We start from the raw sequence: 18,004 nt of genomic DNA, 5'->3' as shown, positions 1-18,004 counted from the left end.
TGTCATTTAAGCTTTAGTGGTAAGATCTAATAAAGCTTCTTTTATAGATTGTGGACCTTCAATTGCCTCAAAAGTCATATTTTTTACTAATGGATCTGCCAGTGACATCACCAGTAAAAATGCTACATCATCTCTGGAGATCTCTCCTCTTTTTCCAAGTGAGCCTTCTGCGACTTCAACTTTAGCAAGGCCAAGATCATCTGTCAACGCACCTGGTCTTACGATCGTATAATTCAATCCACTTGCACGAAGATAATCGTCAGCTTCTTTTTTCGCTTCTAGATAATGCTTAAGATCTTCATTCTTTGATGGCTCATCTGCTGCCATTGCGCTTAACATCACAAATTTCTGAACGTTGGAGTTTTTCGCTGCATCGATAAGTTTTTTTGCACCTTCCTGGTCTACAGCGATCGTTTTTTCCTCACTGGTTCCTCCACCAGATCCTGCGGCGAAGATCACCTTGTCAATTCCTTTCATGGTATGACTTACATCGCCTTCAAGATCTCCCATCACAGCCTCTACATCCATATCTTCAAACTGCTGTCTTTGTTCTTCTTTTCGAATAAGTGCCAGCGGATTAAAACTTTCAGAATTGTTCAGGATTTCGATTACTCTTTTTCCTGTAGCACCGGTTGCACCGGCTATTAATATATTTTCCATGTTGTTAGCGTTTAGAGTTGCAAGTTAAGAATCAGGCTTTCCAATGTCCAGTAAAAACATCAGAATAACAGTATCTTAACAGCAGCTTATTTATCTTTTGCAGTTGTCGCCGCCCGCTCTTCAAGTTCTTTCTGAAACTCTTCCATCACCGGTTTGACAGTGCTCTCCGGTAGATCAGCAATCCTTATATACATGAGTCCGTCTACCGCATCATTGAACAAAGGGTCTACGTTAAAAGCAACCACCTTAGCATTTTGTTTGATATATTTTTTTATAAGCACCGGAAGCCTGAGATTTTCAGGTTCCAGCTCATCTATGATGCGGTCAAATTTGTTGAGATCAGCTTCACTTTCATCAAAGACAAGATCTTTATCGGCATCGACAAGTTTTACTTTAAATTCTTTCTTTGGGTGAACATACTGGGCAACATAAGGATCGTAATAATTAGACTTCATGAACTCAATCATGAGAGATTTTGAAAAATTGCTGAACTTGTCGCTAATGGTGACCCCACCAATCAGATATTTATGTTCTGGAAACCTTAAGGTACAATGCACAATTCCTTTCCATAGTAAAAACAAAGGCATTGGCTTTAGCTGATATTCTTTAATGATAAAGGCCCGACCCATTTCAATGCTCTCGCTCATCATTTTGTAAAGTTCCGGTTCAAAACCAAACAGGTCCTGCAGGTAGAAACCATCAATTCCATGCGCTGCAAAAATCTCATTTCCCATTCCCATTCTGTAAGCGCCAGCGATCTTTTCAGCTTCTCGATCCCATAAGAACAAATGATGATAATGATCATCGAATTTGTCCAGGTCCACACTTTTATTAGTGCCTTCTCCCACTTCCCGAAATGTGATCTCTCTTAATCTGCCAATTTCATTCAGGATGTTTGGGATCACTTCACGTTTTGCCAGAAACACCTCGTAATTTTTACTTTGCAGCAGCCTTTTATCCATTCTCCTGCAATTCTCCACTTCAAGACTCATTAATTCTGAATTGGTTTCTTCAGCAACATCTTTCGGAGATCTAGGGATCTTTAATGTTCTGGGGAGTTTGGATAGTAAATTTTTCTTCTCAAAAACATTAGCAAGCATATATGTTTTCCGTCGTAAAAATGCGGTATACGCTTCCAGGTTTGTGTGCTCTTTCTGATCTTCTACTGAAATTGGATGACCTATTCGAACCTTTATTTTTCTACGTTTCTGAGAAAGCATCTCACTCGGTAATTTTGCAGTACGCAACACATCACTCATACTAGCCAGGCGATAGAAAAATACGCTGTTCTTAGCATGGAAATAGATAGGAAGCACCGGCACTTTCGATTTCTGAATAAGTTTCATGGCTGAAGGTTCCCAGGGTTTATCCACGATCAAATGTTTATCCTTGCTTGTAGAGACCTCTCCGGCAGGAAAAATTCCCAGGGCGTTCCCGGCTTTGAGATGTGCGATCGATCTTTTCATTCCTCCCAGACTGGACCTGGCATCCTTATGGTCTTCAAAAGGATTTACCGGCAGGATATAAGGTTTGAGAGGGTCGAGACGGTGTAAAAGAAAATTCGCAATAACCTTATAATCGGGTCTTTTTTCCAGAACCAGGTTCATCAGGATCATCCCATCAATTCCTCCCAGAGGATGATTGGAAACGGTAATAAAAGCACCATCTTTTGGAATCCTTTTCAGGTCTTTTTCTGGAATATCAAAATCGATCTCAAATTCATTCAGAATAGAGTCTATAAATTCGATCCCATTAAGGTTTTTGCGTTTATCGTATTCACGATTAATACGGGAAAGTTTCGTGGTTTTAAGGATCAACCAGCCTATGCTGTCACCAAGAAAACCAAATTTGCGAAGATTCATCACTTTGGCTACTTCTCTTGCACTTACAATTCCCATAGTTGCCTGGTTTGGTTATTTTGTGACCTAAAATCAATCTTCAGCTACCAGTTGAACGGTGTTTTGGGTCAATTGTTTTAAAAGTACGGTTTTATCCTTTTCCAGGCTAGCGATCGCTTCCGCATTGAAATGCCTGATGGTATAAAGAGAAACACCGGTTTTGTAATCCACTTTGAATCGCGCCTTAAGATGCTGTATCAGTTTTTCGAGCTGGTTGAATTTGTTATCTACGCAAACTTTAAAACTAATAGCCGAGTTCTGAATAAGATCCACCTTCATTTGATATTTATGGAAAAGTCGGAATATTTCAGAAATATTCTCTTCCACCATAAAGCTGAAATCCAGTGATGACAACGAGATCAACACCTGGTTCTTCTTCACGATAAAGCATGGTACTTCAGGAAAAATAGTCCTGCCCTTACTTACGGCAGTGCCTTCTTCCGCAGGATTAATAAAAGAGCGAACATAAAGCGGTATTTCCTTTCTTTGTAATGGCTGTAATGTTTTTGGGTGTATCACTGAAGCACCATAAAACGCAAGTTCTATAGCCTCTTCATAGGAGATCTGGTTGAGTAAATGAGTTTCAGTGAAGTGCCGTGGATCTGCATTCAGAACTCCGGGAACATCTTTCCAGATCGTAACATTTTCCGCATTAAGGCAATAGGCAAGGATCGCAGCTGAATAATCTGAGCCTTCCCGGCCTAATGTCGTTGTAAAATTATTCGCATCTGAAGCAATAAAACCCTGAGTGATATTGAGCCTAGACGTATCAACATGACTGAGTACGAGGTCCTGAGTTTTATTCCAGTTTACCTGAGCTTCCCGATTGGTGCTATCGGTTTTAATGAATTGTCGTGCATCCAGCCATTGTGATGGAATCTGCTGATTACTAAGGTACTCGCTAACAATAGTGGTAGAAAGCAATTCACCAAAGCTCACGACTTGGTCGTAAACGAAATCGTATTGTATTGATTTATTATGCTCTAAAAAGTTTTCAAGTTCGGTAAAAAGCCTTTGAATTTTAGTGAAAACCTGTGCTCTTGTATCTGGAAAAAGCTCCTGCATGATCTCCAGATGATAGGTTTTTACTTCCTCCAGCGTATTCGAAACTCTGGAATTTTGCAGGTATTCCTGAACAACAAACTCTAAAGCATTCGTTGTTTTACCCATCGCAGAAATTACGATCAGTTTTTCTGCAGTTCCTGTGACTTCAAGAACCTTTAAAAGGTTACGTACGCCCTCAGCATTTTTTACTGAAGCACCACCAAACTTAAATACTTTGATCACTATTTTTTCACATTTTTATGGATGCCACTTTCTTCCATATGTACGGTCTTCCAGCTCTCCTTTATTTGCGCACCCGTATTTTCGTAAAATTCGATCGCATTTCTATTTCCTTCTGAAACGACCCATTCTATACGTTTAACGCCATGTTCATGACCATATTTCACAACTTGCTGGTATAAAGCTCCGCCAAGACCTGTTCCACGCATACTTTCACGAACGATAAGGTCTTCAAGGTGTACGGTTCTTCCTTTCCAGGTAGAAAACCTGAAGTATACCAGCGCCATTCCTTCGATCTTACCAGAAACATCGGCTACAAAACATTTAAAGTTTTCATGTTCAAAACCTTCTTTTTCCAGTGCAGCAACATCTACCTCTACATCATCAAGATGGTTTTCATGTGCAGCAAGTTCTTTTATAAGTTCCAGAACATCCCGCATATCTTCACGTCTGGCCTCTCTAATTGTATATTCCATAAGTCAAATTTTAACAAAAATAGGGATTGTAGATGATAAGTCTATTAAAGCCTTATTAAAGCATATTTTTATTTTGGAGATAGGCATGCATTCCATCTGCATCCATTTGTACGGTATCCCAGTCCTGCATGACATTAGCACCACTTCTGCGATAGAAATCGGCAGCATCTTTATTCCAGTTTAGTACTACCCATTCTGTTCTTTTTACATTTTCTTCGGAAGCAAATTTGATCACCCGGCTGTAAAGAGCAGATCCCAGTCCTTTGCCTCTGTAGCTTTCCCGAACCACCAGATCCTCAAGATGAACAGTTTTTCCTTTCCAGGTTGAATACCTGAAATATATAAGAGCCATTCCATGGATTTTCCCTTCAACTTCAGCAACAAAACAAGTGAAAAGAGGTCGCTCACCAAAACCATCTCTTATAAGATCTTCTTCAGAAATAATAACCGCGTCTGGCTCCTTTTCGAAGATTGCGAGTTCCTTTATAAGATCGAGAACGTCTTGCATGTCCCGGGCTTCCGCCTTTCTAATGTTAATTTCCATATAAATACTTTTCTACAAATTTAAACAATAGTAGTATTGCCAGCGAAATCGTTATAGTAAGATCAAATTTTAATACTTTAGCGGCCAGAAACCCAATTTCATGTCTAAGCCAAATCAAACTCTCGGAGAATTTATCATTGAAAACCAGTCAGATTTTCCGGGTTCTTCCGGTGAATTATCCAGACTTATCAATTCTATTCGACTAGCTGCCAAAGTAGTAAATCACGAGGTGAACAAAGCCGGACTGGTGGATATTATAGGAGCTTATGGCGAGACTAACATTCAGGGTGAAGACCAGCAAAAGCTGGATGTCTATGCGAATAACAAGTTTATTCAGACCCTAACGAATCGAGAGATCGTTTGTGGGATCGCTTCCGAAGAGAATGATGATTTTATCCGGATCGAAGGGCATAAACGCGATCATAAAAATAAATATGTTGTATTAATGGATCCGCTGGATGGTAGTTCGAATATAGACGTAAACGTATCTGTAGGAACTATTTTCTCGATCTATCAGAGAGTGACACCTATTGGGACTCCGGTTCAGAAGGAAGATTTTCTTCAACCCGGGAATATGCAGGTGGCCGCAGGATATATTATTTATGGTACTTCAACGATGTTGGTATATACGACAGGTCATGGAGTGAATGGATTTACATTAAATCCTGCACTGGGATCCTGGTATCTTTCTCATCCAGATATGAAATTTCCTGAGGATGGAAGGATCTATTCTATTAATGAAGGGAATTACATACATTTCCCACAGGGTGTAAAAGATTATATCAAATATTGCCAGGAGGAACAGGGAGATCGTCCTTATACTTCCAGGTATATTGGTTCGATGGTATCAGACATTCACCGAAATATGATCAAAGGTGGAATTTTTATGTACCCGAAGAGTTCCAAAGCCAATAATGGGAAATTGAGACTGCTTTATGAGTGCAATCCATTTGCATATCTAACAGAGCAAGCTGGAGGTAAAGCCAGTGATGGTTTCCAGAGAATTATGGATATAAAACCTACTGAGCTTCACGAACGTGTGCCTTTCTTCTGCGGAAGCAGGAAAATGGTGGAAAAAGCTGAAGAATTTATGCGTAAGGCAGAAACTGAAGATCAGTCTCAGTCGTTATCTTTCTCAAGCAAATAACGATAATCATCGAAGTTTAACTGTCCGCTGAAGATCTGGATAGAACGCTCGATAATTCCTTCTGAAGCCTGGCTGGAAAAACCAAGGCCTATTGCGTAGCGCTTGATAAGTTCAGTTTCTTCTTCGTCGATCTCATTGTCTGCAAAGATGATCTTGAAAAGATCGTGCAGGCGCTCTAATCTTCTTTCCACACTATTGGATCCGGTAAGAGGAAATGCTTTTGGGTTTTCGATCACCTTAGCATATTCAGCTTCGTTAATATCCAGTTTACGCGCAAATCTTTGAAGTAATTTCTCTTCTCTATCGTTAATCTCGCCATCAATGGCTGCAAGATTTACGATCGATGCAAAATGACTTAAGTTTCTTAGATGCTCTCCTGAGCCAAATAAATCTGAAAAGGACATTTGTAATATAATTTAGTCTTACAAATATAAAGATATCCCGCACTTTAATTACGCAAAGCCAGCATTATTCTTGCTAGTCGTTCGCTAATCTTTTCTTAATCCTTTCCGTTTGAATCGAGTATTATTTAAATTCAATTTTCTTCAGAATTTATGGAAACACCGCTACTGGCTTTTAATGACAAAGGAATTTACTGCGCTGCTGCAGATGTATATCTGGACCCGTGGAAACCTGTGGATAAGGCGATCATTTCACATGGTCATGCAGATCATAGCAGGTATGGTCACAAAAAATATATTACGCATCATAGCAACGTGCCTATCATTAGTCACCGGCTGGGAGAAATTAATGTCACCGGCAAGAAGTGGAATGAAAGCTTTACGATCAACGGAGTGAAATTTTCGTTGCATCCGGCAGGTCATATTATTGGTTCTTCCCAGATCAGGGTGGAATATAAAGGTGAAGTCTGGGTTTTTACCGGGGATTATAAGACAGAGGATGATGGCGTTGCGGTCCCTTATGAGCCCGTAAAATGCCATACTTTCATTACTGAATGCACCTTTGGATTACCCGCTTTTAAATGGACTCCACAGGAGCAGGTCTTTACTGAAATTAATAACTGGTGGTCGCAAAATCAGGCAGATGGCAGAACTTCTGTGCTCTTCGGTTATTCCCTCGGAAAAGCCCAGCGATTACTTAAACATTTGGATCCTTCTATTGGTAAAATATATACTCATGGAGCGATCGAGAACATGACTGAAGTTTTACGTTCTCAAATCGATTTTCATGAAACTACAAGAGTGACCAGGGAAACTACGAAAGAAGAATTAAAAGGTAATATCGTACTTGCGCCGGGAAGTGCTCATGGAAGTACCTGGATAAGGAAAATGGTGCCTTATGTAACCGCCTCAGCCAGTGGATGGATGACTTTTCGTGGTGCCAGAAGAAGAAGAGCCATAGATAAAGGCTTTGTACTCAGCGATCATTGTGACTGGCAGGGTTTATTATCGTCCATCAAAGAAACTGGTTGCGAAAAAGTGATCTGTACTCATGGGTATACCGATATATTTTCGAAATATCTACGCGAACAGGGTTACGACGCAAGAACTGAAGAAACTCAATACGAAAGTGAGACCGGGCAACTGGAAAGCGATAAAGAAAAGGATTCGGAATGAGAGCATTTGCAGATTTGATCAAAACCCTGGATAGTACCAATAAAACTACCCTGAAAGTAGAAGCTCTTACCAAGTATTTTAAAAATGCTGAAGACAAAGACAAGGTCTGGACCATCGCGATCTTGAGTCATCGACGACCACCCCGACCGGTAAACACCACGCTTATGCGGGAATGGGCTTCAGAATTAGCGAATATCCCGCTCTGGCTGTTTGAAGAATCCTATCATATTGTTGGTGATCTGGCAGAAACTATTGCCCTTGTTATTCCGAAGAGTGATAGTTCTACAGAAAAAAGTCTGAATCAATTTTTACAGGAGATCCTTGAATTAAAGAAGAAGCCAGAAGAAGTAAAAAAGGAATATCTTTTTGATAACTGGTTAAATCTGAATTATTACGAACGTTTCGTCTTTACTAAGCTTATAACCGGAAGTTTTAGAATTGGAGTAAGTCAGAAATTGATGACTCGTGCTCTGGCAAAAGCTACCGAAATTGATGAGGATATCCTCGCTTATAAATTAATGGGGAACTGGGAACCTTCAAAGATTACCTATAATAAGCTTATTCTCGAAGAAAATGAAGAGGATTTTCTTTCAAAACCTTATCCGTTTTATCTTGCTTACGCCATTGAAGATGAACCTGATGCACTTGGAGATGTTTCAGAATGGAGCGCAGAGCATAAATGGGACGGCATACGTTCGCAGGTAATTATTAGAAATGACCAGTTATTTGTGTGGTCACGCGGAGAAGAACTCGTAACCGATAAATACCCCGAATTTGAAGCTTTGGTTGGTGTATTGCCCAATGGAACGGTCATAGACGGTGAAATTCTGCCATTTCCTGGTGGTGAAATTGGTACTTTCAATGATCTGCAAACGCGGATTGGGCGTAAGAATGTTAGTAAGAAACTTCTTGAAAAAACACCGGTTATTTTAAAAGCCTACGATATTCTGGAATGGGAAGGTGAGGACATCCGGAATACGGCATTTGGAGAGAGACGTGAGATCCTGGAAAAGCTATATTACGAAGTTCGAAGCGAAGAGTTGCCCTTACATCTTTCAGAAAGTATACGATTTAAAACCTGGGAGGAAGCTGCTGTAGAGCGTGAAAACTCGCGAGAGGTAAAGTCGGAAGGATTAATGCTGAAAAGACTAGATTCTCCGTATCTCGTAGGGAGGAAAAAAGGCGACTGGTGGAAATGGAAAGTTGATCCTCTCACCATAGATGCTGTTCTTACCTATGCCATGCGAGGTCATGGAAGGCGAAGTAATTTATTTACAGATTATACATTCGGGCTCTGGGATGAAGAAAAAAAGGAACTGGTCACTTTCGCAAAGGCTTATTCGGGACTTACCGATAAAGAATTCAGAAAGCTGGATGCCTGGATCAAACGAAATACGCTGGACCGCTTTGGTCCTGTTAGAAGTGTAACTCCACATTACGTATTCGAAATTGCTTTTGAAGGAATTGCAGAATCTAAAAGGCACAAAAGTGGTGTTGCAACGCGGTTCCCCAGGATACTTCGCTGGAGATTGGATAAAAAGATCGAGGAAGCCAATACTTTGGATGATCTAAAAGCGCTCATACCATAATGAAGCGCGCAGAACTCATAGGACTGGCAGATGACTGGTTTGCGGAACAGGACTGGAAACCTTTTAAATTTCAGAAGGATACCTGGACAGCTTATCTTCAGAAGAAAAATGGATTATTAAATGCGCCTACCGGAAGTGGGAAAACTTACGCCTTGTGGGTTCCAATAGTACTGGATTATATTCGTAAAAACCCGGATTATAAAACGAAGCATAAGAAAGGTCTGAAGGCGATCTGGATCACTCCGCTTAGAGCTTTAAGTGTCGAAATTGAGCAAGCCGCTTCACGCTTTGCGGAAGAAATGGGAACGCAGTTTACCGTGGGTATCAGGACCGGCGATACTTCCCAGAAGGACCGGGCCGCGCAGAAACGCTCCATGCCAGATCTCCTCATTACAACTCCTGAAAGCCTGCAATTACTACTGGCTTCTAAAAACTACGATAAAACATTCAAGGATCTGCAGGCGATCGTCATCGATGAGTGGCATGAACTGCTGGGGACTAAAAGAGGTGTTCAGGTAGAATTAGGTCTTTCCCGATTGAAAACTATCTCCAAAGATTTACGAATCTGGGGTATTTCTGCAACTATTGGAAATCTTGATCAGGCAAGGGAAGTGCTGCTTGGGCCAAGTTCAAAAGCCTATGAAAATTCGGTTTTGGTAAGAGCATTCTTGAAAAAGAAGATCGATGTTCGATCTATTATTCCGAAGAAAATGGAGAAATTCCCCTGGCGTGGGCATTTAGGCTTGCATTTGCTGGATGAGGTCGTGCCTATTATCAAGGAATCCAGAACCACTCTGCTTTTTACCAATACCAGGTCGCAATGTGAACTCTGGTTTCAGAAATTGCTGAGTAAATATCCGGAGTTTGCCGGTGAAGTTGCCATGCATCATGGGAGTATTAATAAAGAAACCAGGCTTTGGGTCGAGCAGGCGATAAGAAATGAAAGTCTGAAAGCTGTGGTCTGTACTTCAAGTCTTGACCTAGGAGTAGATTTCGCACCGGTGGAAACGATCGTACAAATTGGCGGACCTAAAGGTGTAGCGAGATTTTTACAAAGGGCAGGTAGAAGTGGTCACCAACCGGGAAAAGTAAGTTTGATCTACTTTCTGCCAACTCATGCTATAGAGTTGATCGAGGCTTCAGCTTTACAAAAGGCCGTAGTTAAAAAGGCGGTAGAGGATCGAGTGCCTTACCTGATGAGTTTTGACGTTTTAGTTCAATATTTAAATACGCTGGCAGTTTCTAATGGGTTCTTCCCAAAAGAGATCTTCCCAGAAATTGCCAGTACGTTCTGCTTTCAGGGTATTACTGAAGATCAATGGCGATGGATCCTTAATTTTATCACCAAAGGTAGCCAGAGTCTTCAGTCTTACGACGAATATAAAAAAGTGGAGATCGAAGAAGATGGAAAGTTTAAGATCAATAACCGGGGAGTTGCCATGCGTCACCGACTTCAAATTGGAACGATCGTTAGCGATGCGGTACTTAGTGTAAAATATATTAAGGGTGGTTATATAGGAACTATGGAAGAGTTCTTTATTTCGAAATTGAAACCTGGTGATGTATTTACCTTTGCCGGTAGAAACCTGGAACTCGTTCGAATTAAGAACATGCAGGTACTGGTTAGAAAATCGAAAAAGAAAACTGCTAAAGTTCCCAGTTGGTCCGGTGGAAGGATGACTTTCTCCGCTCAAATGAGTGAATTGTTACGCGATGAAATGTATGAAGCTTCAGCATTGGAGCAGGATGAAAAGACCAGTCCTGAATTCGAAGCTTTAAAACCTATTTTTAAAAGGCAACAGAGAGATTCAATCATTCCAAAGGCAGATGAGTTTTTAATAGAAACTTTTAAAACCAGGGAAGGTTATCATGCGGTTTTTTATCCTTTTGACGGGAGATTTGTGCATGAAGCTCTGGGTAGTTTACTTGCTTACCGTATCAGTTTGCTTGTTCCTATTAGCTTTTCGATCGCATTTAATGATTACGGATTCGAATTACTTTCAGACCAGGAGATCGATATGCAGCAAGTATTGGATAACAATCTGTTTTCTGCAGATTTTTTAATGGATGATCTCTATAAAAGTCTGAATGCTACGGAAATGGCCCGTAGAAAATTCCGCGATATAGCAGTAATCGCTGGATTGGTATTTACCGGCTATCCAAATAAGCTGATCAAAAGCAAACACCTTCAATCCAATTCTCAACTATTGTTCAGTGTTTTCAGAGATTATGAAGAGGATAATTTACTGTATCAGCAAGCCTTTCGGGAGACTTTTGAACATCAATTGGAAGAAGGGAGATTAAGAATCTCCCTCGATAGAATTTCAAAACAAAAGATCGTGTGGAAAAAATGTGCGAAACCAACACCCTTCTCATTTCCAATCATTACAGATAGAATGCGTGAAAAATTATCTTCAGAAAAACTTGAAGACAGAATTAAAAGAATGTTGAAGCAATTAGAGGCTTAGTTGCTCTCTCTCAATTGCTTATCGATATAATGTCTTACTAACTCTGTAGTTACACCAAATGCAACATGGGCAAAAAGCTCATTGATCTGCATTCTTACAGGCACATCTGTTGGTTTAGGCTCAAGACCTAAAATAGGTAAAGAAGTTTCGTGCGTGGAAGCCCAGGTCGTTGCACCAAAAATAATCCCATCCATAGGTTTAAGACCAAAACGGTTCTTTTTACCATATCCATAAGCGGCTCCTAGTGAACCACCCATTGGGATATTCACCAACTGTTCTGCCAGTGCTTCATTGTGAGTGCTTACGGGGCTACCTGTGATCTTAGTCGAAAGGTCATCTACTATCTTCATTTGAGACGACTTCTGGTCGATTTCTCTAACCGGAAGAACCTGCTCAATAAGGGTCTTAACAGCAGTCCCGGCAAGACCACCAATAAAACCTGAAATTACGCTACGACTTGTATTAGAAACATATGAATCCTTCTGAAAGAAATTTGCTACACTCATGATTTTGATTTTTTTGTGGAATAAAACTATTTATAAAGCGGGCGTTGCACAATGATTTAACACTGCTTTGGCACAGCTTTACACGAATTTTATATTTTTGAGTATGGATGATAAATTACAAGTAGCCATTATTCAGGCTGAGCTGGAATGGGAAAATTCTGATGCGAATCTGGAGATGTTTTCAGAAAAGATAGAAGCGATCAGCGATAAGACAGAACTTATTGTATTGCCGGAAATGTTTACGACAGGGTTCAGTATGAATGCTGAAAATCTTGCTGAAGAAACAAATGGAAAGACGGTCAACTGGATGATCCAAACGGCTAAACACAAAAATGCAGCAATTACCGGAAGTGTGATCATAAAAGATCATGGCGAATATTATAACCGACTATTTTTCGTATTTCCTGATGGAAATTATAAGATTTATGATAAACGACACACCTTTACTCTGGCGAAGGAACATCTTACGTATACTGCCGGAAAAGACAGGTTGATCGTAGAATACAAAGGTTGGAAGATTTGTCCGCTGGTATGTTATGATCTTAGATTCCCAGTGTGGGCCAGAAATACTGAAGATTATGATCTATTGATCTATGTAGCAAATTGGCCAGAAAAGCGTGTAAACGCGTGGGATGCATTACTGAAAGCTCGTGCTATTGAAAATATGAGCTACTGCATTGGATTGAATAGAACCGGCGAGGATGGAGATGGCTATGTTTACAACGGGCATTCTGCTGCTTACGATGTTTTAGGTAATGCGATCACCGGCCTGGATAGATCTGAAGAATTCGTGGAGGAATTCGAACTATCCAAAAAGGAAATGCTGGAAACCCGTGAGAAATTAAAATTCCTTCAGGATCGCGATTCTTTTAGTCTAGACTAAATGTGTAAGGTTGATCCCAGTTAGCGCGCACTTCCAGAGTGTCTCTTAAATACTGAATCCTTTCCGGCTGAATCTTTTTCAGGAAATTGCCTGTATCCCACTTTTGGTTGGCATTGCTGTCAAAAATAACTCGCACCAGGATATCCCCGGGATTGAGATAATTGAAAGTGAAATTAGACCGGTCTTCTGAGTATTGCTCCGCTAAAATTTCACCTTTAATATTGGTTAATTGGACGATCACTGGAAATTGCTGAATATTCTGAAGATCTATGATAATAGTGCCAAATGCGGAAAGATCTTTAGTTGTGATATTCTTATAGATCGTGTCATTAGTGTCTTCAAAAAGATCTGTAATTGCACCAGGTAATGCGGTGATATTGTAATTATTTGAGGGCTTTTTCTCGAATTTTAGTCTTACTTCATTCATTAATGGATCAAATTCAGCTTCAAAAGGAACATCAGCAGAATCCATATCCATGATCCTGATCTGGTCTGCAGCATACTCAACGATTGGCGTGTTAGCTTTTAACTTAAAATCTTTGATCAAATCGCCATTCTCTGTTGAAACCATCAAGGAGTCACGTTCCAGATTTCCCATTCTCGCGATTAAAGTATCCTGCGTCTTTGGAGAATTCACCTCAAACATGAGGGTGTCCAGTTCAGGACTGGTATTATACCAGTAATATAAGGTGTCTTTTACAGGGTCCTTTATTATTCTAGAGCGAAAACCTTCAGGCATGGCGGAAAGCAAATCGATTTTAATACTATCGGGATCTGCATATCCTTCGTAACCAAAAATGATCTGGTTCCCTTTAAAATGATTAGGTCTTTTAGGTTCGAATTCGAGCTGTTCCTTGAAAACTGTAAGTTCAAAGGTTTCTTCAGTAGGAATCGTAATATCACCTTCTACAAAACCAATTTTTTCCTTTTTAGGGTTATAAAGGTAATTATCGTTGCTATCCATAAGCGCAACCATCCTGTAGGTTCCCGCCTTAAGATTTTCAAGACTGAAATTAAAAGTGCTATCCTGAGAATAGGTGATATACCTCGGAGTTTCCTTGAAAACTATAGAATCTGTGTAAGAAGTATCGGCTTCATAAAGCATTACAGAAATTACTTCTGAAGGTTCTTTCAGCTTAGCATCTCTAACAATTCCAGAAACTGCCAGTGAATCTATATAATCTCCTGTTGAAAATACATATTTGAAATAATCATAGGGATTCCCCTCGTTGTTGTCTACGATAGATTTTCCGAAGTTAATGGCATAGGTAGTATTCTCTTCGAGAGTATCAGTGATCTCTATCTTGATATCTTTTCTCGCAGTTCCCAGAGGCATGATGTTCGGTTTCGGGACCATGGGAGGAGAAATATTGATCTGCTGGGAAGGTTTGTCCAGCTTTATATATTCATCAAAGTAAATTCGTATTTCCTCTTTGTCGAAATTAGTAGTAAAGTTTTCGGGGTTTGCTCTCAAGAATTTTGGCGGATCTTCATCTACCGGTCCGCCCTCAGGCATTCCTTTTTTTGCACACTGTACTGTGGTGAACAGAAGTATCAAAACGAGAATAAAACCGGGTACTCTTTTCTTCATGAATGAAAGTGAATTCTTTTAGCAAAGAAACAATTATTTTGAATTACAACGTAATGCTTAGTGTGTAATTGCCATGGTAGCGATAGATATGCTGATATTTTCTATTTCAAGTAATTTATGAGCACAGGCTTCCAGAGTTGCTCCTGTAGTAACCAAATCATCAACCAGCAGCACATTCTTTCCCTTCAATTCATCGGGCTTCTGAAGTTCTAGCGTTTGCTCAATTTTACCCCATCGGGAGATTCTGCCTTTCCTCGTTTGTGTTTGCATGGCGTTTACTTTTAATAAAAGATCAGATCTATATTGAGCATCCAGTTTTTTAGCGATTTCGATACCAAAAGCTTCTACCTGGTTGTAACCACGTTCTTTCAATCTGGATTTATGCAAAGGAACAGGAAGAACCAGGTCTATTTTCTTGTAATCATCAATAGCCGATAGCTCTTCTCCCAGCCATAAGCCAAGATATTTTCCAATTTCCTGGTGTCCGCGATATTTCAGGTCATGGATAAGCTGTTGTACCCCAGATTTTTTTCTGAAATGTAATAATGCGGTTGCTTTGTCTATCTTTACCCTGCCCTGGAAAATTTTTTTGACCGGATTGTCGTTATCTAAATGATATCTGGTAACCGGAAGATCATGCAGGCAACTGGTACAAAGTATATGCTCATTTTTCACAAGTTCTGCCTGGCAAATGTGACAGGAAGCCGGATAAAGAAGATTGATGAAATCGTGAAACATTTGTTAATGGCTTGTACCAGACTTGGTTAAACGTATAAATTTACAAACTAAATTGATTCATAATGACAGAAAATAAAAGCAATACTGCATTAAAAGTTCTTACAGGTGTACTTGCCGTGGCGCTTATTGCCCTGAGTATTTACACCATCAAATTTTATAACGAAGAAAAGGAGAATAAAGAGATTCTTCAGAAGGAAAAAACAGTTATAGAAGATGAATTGAACGAACTTATCATCAAGTATGATGAGGCGATTGATGAGAATGAAGTGATGGATCAGGACCTCGTAAACGCACGTGATCGAATTACCCGATTATTAGATTCAGTAAAAGATAATGAGGCGAACCTGGTTATGATCTCAAGATATAGAAGAGAGATTGGCAATCTAAAAGCTGAAAAAGACAGATTATTCCGCGTTGTGGATAGTTTAAGTGCACAAAATCAACAATTGAGTACTTCTTTGGATAGTACAAGCGTTGCATTACAGGAAAGAACCAGATTTTCAGATTCTTTGCGTAATACGAACCAAAATCTTTCTACAAAAGTGGATAAGGCTGCACGTCTTAAGATCACAGGCTTAAAGGGAGAAGGTGTGATCGTTAGAAATAGCGGCAAACTAGTTGAAAATGATAGAACAGGACGTATTGACCAGATTAGAACCTGCTTTACTCTAACTGCAAATGATCTTGCAGATACAGGTGAGAAAACCATGTACGTTCAGGTTTATAATCCTGAAAATGAACTCGTAGGTGACCAGATCGTGGTGCAACATGAGGGTGGAGCAATGGTTTATAGCGCATCTTCTAAAGTATTCTACGAAAAAGATGAATTGGACGTTTGTATTCTTTCTAATACAGATGAGGATAAACTACTGGAAGGAACTTATAAGGTCTATGTATATAATGACGCTGTTCTTCTTGCAAATGGAAGTTTTAGCCTGAGATAGATTATTAAAATATAAAATACAGACCGCCTTGAAGCTTATTCAGGGCGGTTTTTTTATTTTTGCTCCATGGCAAAACAAGAAGACCTTTTTAAGAACGTGATTTCCCATGCCAAGGAGTATGGGTATATTTTTCAATCCAGTGAGATCTATGACGGCCTGAGTGCTGTATATGACTATGGTCAGAATGGAGCTGAGCTGAAGAAAAACATCAAGGAATACTGGTGGAGAAGTATGACGCAGTTACACCAGAATATTGTTGGTATAGATGCTTCGATCTTAATGCATCCTACCACCTGGAAGGCTTCTGGCCATGTGGATGCCTTTAATGATCCTCTTATTGACAATAAAGATTCTAAAAAGAGATATCGAGCAGATGTTCTGGTAGAGGATTACGCTGAAAAGCTACTTCAGAAAGCAGAAAAGGAAATAACGAAAGCAAAGAAAAGGTTTGGTGATGATTTCGATGAAGAAATGTACAGGCAGACCAATCCAAGAGTGCAAAGATATCTGGGTGATCGTAAAGAGATCCTGGAAAGACTGGCTCGCTCGCTTACCAATGAAGATCTTGCTGATGTCAAAAAGTTAATAGAAGAACTTGAAATAGCAGATCCAGATACAGGTTCCAAGAACTGGACTGAAGTTAGACAGTTCAACCTTATGTTTGGAACAAAACTAGGAGCTTCAGCCGATTCTGCAACAGATTTATACCTGAGACCTGAAACTGCTCAGGGTATCTTTGTAAACTTTCTGAATGTTCAGAAAACCGGAAGAATGAAAATTCCTTTCGGGATAGCACAGATCGGTAAAGCCTTCAGAAATGAGATCGTGGCAAGACAGTTCATTTTCAGAATGAGAGAATTTGAACAAATGGAAATGCAATTTTTTGTAAGACCAGGTGAAGAACTTGAGTGGTACGAGAAATGGAAAGAAATAAGATTAAATTGGCATAGATCACTAGGTCTGGGTGAAGAAAATTATAGATTCCATGACCATGAAAAATTAGCGCATTACGCTAACGCAGCTGCAGATATAGAATTTGATTTCCCATTTGGATTTAAGGAACTTGAAGGAATTCATTCAAGAACAGATTTTGACCTTAAAGCTCACGAAGAACACTCTGGTAAAAAGCTGAGGTTCTACGATCCTGAGCTCAAAGAGAATTATGTGCCTTACGTGATCGAAACCTCGATAGGTCTTGATCGTATGTTCCTGGCAGTTCTTTCATCTTCGTTAAAAGAAGAGCAACTGGAAGACGGGAATACTCGTACAGTATTAAAACTTCCTGCAGTACTGGCTCCAACAAAAGCAGCAGTATTACCACTGGTAAAGAAAGACGGCTTGCCGGAACTCGCACATAAGATCATTGATGAACTTCAATGGGATTTCAGAGTGCAGTATGATGAGAAAGATGCCATTGGACGTAGATATAGAAGACAGGATGCTGCCGGAACTCCGCTTTGTATTACGGTAGATCATGATTCGCTGGAAGATGATTCAGTAACTGTAAGATTCCGAGATACCATGGAACAGAAAAGAGTAAAAATCTCTGAACTCGATGCATTGATAAGAAAAGAAACCGACTTTAAAACCTGGATGAAAGATTTCGTATAGAAATATTCATTTCTGGTATAGTCCCGATATAAAGGCAATTAAGCGATTAATTGCCTTTTTTATATTGATTAAATTTGATAATGTCTAT

The 18,004-nt window shown here is 39.8% G+C and carries 16 protein-coding genes; 7 read left to right on the top strand and 9 right to left on the bottom strand.

The genetic code is table 11. The annotated features are described in order from the left end of the window. Nucleotides 1–6: 6 nt before the first annotated feature. From ABVM50_RS03075 to ABVM50_RS03055, 5 genes are all read right to left on the bottom strand, one after another. Nucleotides 7–660 (bottom strand): SDR family oxidoreductase, encoded by a 654-nt coding sequence (locus ABVM50_RS03075; protein ID WP_295177798.1) that lies wholly within the window; start codon nt 658–660, stop codon nt 7–9. Nucleotides 661–746: 86 nt separating this feature from the next. Continuing rightward, entirely contained in the window at nt 747–2,558 is a 1,812-nt protein-coding gene (locus ABVM50_RS03070; protein ID WP_405199907.1) for a GNAT family N-acyltransferase, read from the bottom strand. Between the two features lie 33 nt (nt 2,559–2,591). Next, entirely contained in the window at nt 2,592–3,842 is a 1,251-nt protein-coding gene (locus ABVM50_RS03065; protein WP_405200679.1) for an aspartate kinase, read from the bottom strand. Between the two features lie 2 nt (nt 3,843–3,844). Then, complete coding sequence (locus tag ABVM50_RS03060; protein ID WP_141879052.1) at nt 3,845–4,318, bottom strand: GNAT family N-acetyltransferase; 474 nt, start codon at nt 4,316–4,318, stop codon at nt 3,845–3,847. Nucleotides 4,319–4,373: 55 nt separating this feature from the next. Further along, nucleotides 4,374–4,862 carry a GNAT family N-acetyltransferase gene (locus ABVM50_RS03055; protein ID WP_405199906.1) on the bottom strand — a complete coding sequence of 163 codons (489 nt, stop codon included), beginning with the start codon at nt 4,860–4,862 and terminating at the stop codon, nt 4,374–4,376. Between the two features lie 100 nt (nt 4,863–4,962). Between ABVM50_RS03055 and fbp the strand changes: the two genes are divergently transcribed. Next, on the top strand, nt 4,963–6,009 hold the full coding sequence (gene fbp, locus ABVM50_RS03050) for a class 1 fructose-bisphosphatase (protein ID WP_141879050.1): 1,047 nt from the start codon (nt 4,963–4,965) through the stop codon (nt 6,007–6,009). On the opposite strand, the gene ABVM50_RS03045 is transcribed toward fbp, so the two are convergent. Next, nucleotides 5,982–6,413 carry a TerB family tellurite resistance protein gene (locus ABVM50_RS03045; protein ID WP_141879049.1) on the bottom strand — a complete coding sequence of 144 codons (432 nt, stop codon included), beginning with the start codon at nt 6,411–6,413 and terminating at the stop codon, nt 5,982–5,984. The two genes, fbp and ABVM50_RS03045, sit on opposite strands and share 28 nt — an antisense overlap. 150 nt (nt 6,414–6,563) lie before the next feature. On the opposite strand from ABVM50_RS03045, the gene ABVM50_RS03040 reads away from it, so the two are divergent. The 3 genes from ABVM50_RS03040 to ABVM50_RS03030 are packed head-to-tail and all read left to right on the top strand — an operon-like array spanning nt 6,564 to nt 11,643. Further along, nucleotides 6,564–7,586 (top strand): ligase-associated DNA damage response exonuclease, encoded by a 1,023-nt coding sequence (locus tag ABVM50_RS03040; protein ID WP_405199905.1) that lies wholly within the window; start codon nt 6,564–6,566, stop codon nt 7,584–7,586. Further along, on the top strand, nt 7,583–9,175 hold the full coding sequence (locus ABVM50_RS03035; RefSeq protein WP_405199904.1) for an ATP-dependent DNA ligase: 1,593 nt from the start codon (nt 7,583–7,585) through the stop codon (nt 9,173–9,175). Before ABVM50_RS03040 ends, ABVM50_RS03035 begins: the two co-directional genes overlap by 4 nt. After that, entirely contained in the window at nt 9,175–11,643 is a 2,469-nt protein-coding gene (locus ABVM50_RS03030; RefSeq protein ID WP_405199903.1) for a ligase-associated DNA damage response DEXH box helicase, read from the top strand. Before ABVM50_RS03035 ends, ABVM50_RS03030 begins: the two co-directional genes overlap by 1 nt. Here the strand turns inward: ABVM50_RS03030 and ABVM50_RS03025 are convergent. After that, on the bottom strand, nt 11,640–12,149 hold the full coding sequence (locus ABVM50_RS03025) for a DUF1440 domain-containing protein (RefSeq protein ID WP_405199902.1): 510 nt from the start codon (nt 12,147–12,149) through the stop codon (nt 11,640–11,642). The genes ABVM50_RS03030 and ABVM50_RS03025 overlap by 4 nt on opposite strands. Before the next feature lie 103 nt (nt 12,150–12,252). Between ABVM50_RS03025 and ABVM50_RS03020 the strand changes: the two genes are divergently transcribed. Continuing rightward, nucleotides 12,253–13,032, top strand: coding sequence for an amidohydrolase (locus tag ABVM50_RS03020; protein WP_405199901.1), 780 nt, complete (start codon nt 12,253–12,255; stop codon nt 13,030–13,032). On the opposite strand, the gene ABVM50_RS03015 is transcribed toward ABVM50_RS03020, so the two are convergent. Together ABVM50_RS03015 and ABVM50_RS03010 are read right to left on the bottom strand one after the other, a co-directional pair. Further along, nucleotides 13,019–14,623 (bottom strand): Ig-like domain-containing protein, encoded by a 1,605-nt coding sequence (locus ABVM50_RS03015; protein ID WP_405199900.1) that lies wholly within the window; start codon nt 14,621–14,623, stop codon nt 13,019–13,021. The two genes, ABVM50_RS03020 and ABVM50_RS03015, sit on opposite strands and share 14 nt — an antisense overlap. Nucleotides 14,624–14,680: 57 nt before the next feature. After that, entirely contained in the window at nt 14,681–15,361 is a 681-nt protein-coding gene (locus tag ABVM50_RS03010) for a ComF family protein (protein ID WP_405199899.1), read from the bottom strand. 62 nt (nt 15,362–15,423) lie between these two features. Here ABVM50_RS03010 and ABVM50_RS03005 point away from each other — a divergent pair, with 62 nt between their 5' ends. Next, on the top strand, nt 15,424–16,305 hold the full coding sequence (locus ABVM50_RS03005) for a hypothetical protein (protein WP_141879042.1): 882 nt from the start codon (nt 15,424–15,426) through the stop codon (nt 16,303–16,305). Nucleotides 16,306–16,371: 66 nt separating this feature from the next. Next, on the top strand, nt 16,372–17,916 hold the full coding sequence (locus tag ABVM50_RS03000) for a glycine--tRNA ligase (RefSeq protein WP_405199898.1): 1,545 nt from the start codon (nt 16,372–16,374) through the stop codon (nt 17,914–17,916). Nucleotides 17,917–18,004 lie beyond the last annotated feature (88 nt).

Origin of the sequence: Christiangramia sp. LLG6405-1 (assembly GCF_045055805.1) — a bacterium.
GTDB lineage: Bacteria > Bacteroidota > Bacteroidia > Flavobacteriales > Flavobacteriaceae > Christiangramia.
The sequence above is the reverse complement of the archived record's forward strand: the minus strand, read 5'-3'. Positions and strand labels throughout refer to the sequence as shown.